This window comes from Brachybacterium sp. UMB0905, assembly GCF_002871795.1.
Taxonomy (GTDB): Bacteria; Actinomycetota; Actinomycetes; order Actinomycetales; family Dermabacteraceae; genus Brachybacterium.
This window is the reverse complement of sequence record NZ_PNHL01000046.1, coordinates 1-347: the sequence shown is the minus strand read 5'-3', so window position 1 is coordinate 347 and position 347 is coordinate 1. Positions and strand designations below refer to the sequence as shown.

The 347-nt window shown below is 59.4% G+C and carries 1 protein-coding gene; it reads right to left on the bottom strand.

The genetic code is table 11. The features are described from left to right. Nucleotides 1-29: 29 nt before the first annotated feature. The gene (locus tag CJ197_RS14795) at nt 30-323 is read right to left on the bottom strand and encodes a transposase (RefSeq protein ID WP_102237099.1); all 294 of its coding nucleotides are present in this window, start codon (nt 321-323) and stop codon (nt 30-32) included. Nucleotides 324-347: the final 24 nt, after the last annotated feature.

The window sequence follows — 347 nt, the reverse complement described above, 5'->3', positions numbered from 1 at the left end:
CTCCGCCTCGATCAGGGCTGACTTCTCGTTCAGCCCTGCTCCCTGGCGAAGAAGGCCGCGGCTTTTTTTAAAAACTCGTTCTCCATCCGGAGCCGACGATTCTCGACTTCCAGTTCCGCGAGCCGGGCATGATCTGACGGGGTCAGCTTCTTCTCGGGCTCGGGATTCTCTTCACGGTACTTGTTCACCCAGTTCCCGAGGGTGCCGGGAATGATCCCCAGCTCGCCAGCGACCTCGACGATCGGCCGGTCGGACTGGATCACCAGCTGGACTGCCTCGGCCTTGAACTGGGGACTGAACTTACGCCTGGATCTTCCTGCCATGTCCTTGATCCTTCCTCATAGAAG

Coding starts and splice junctions, on each gene's coding strand:
- CJ197_RS14795 (WP_102237099.1), bottom strand. CDS start 323: ATGGCAGGAAGATCCAGGCGTAAGTTCAGTCCCCAGTTCAAGGCCGAG.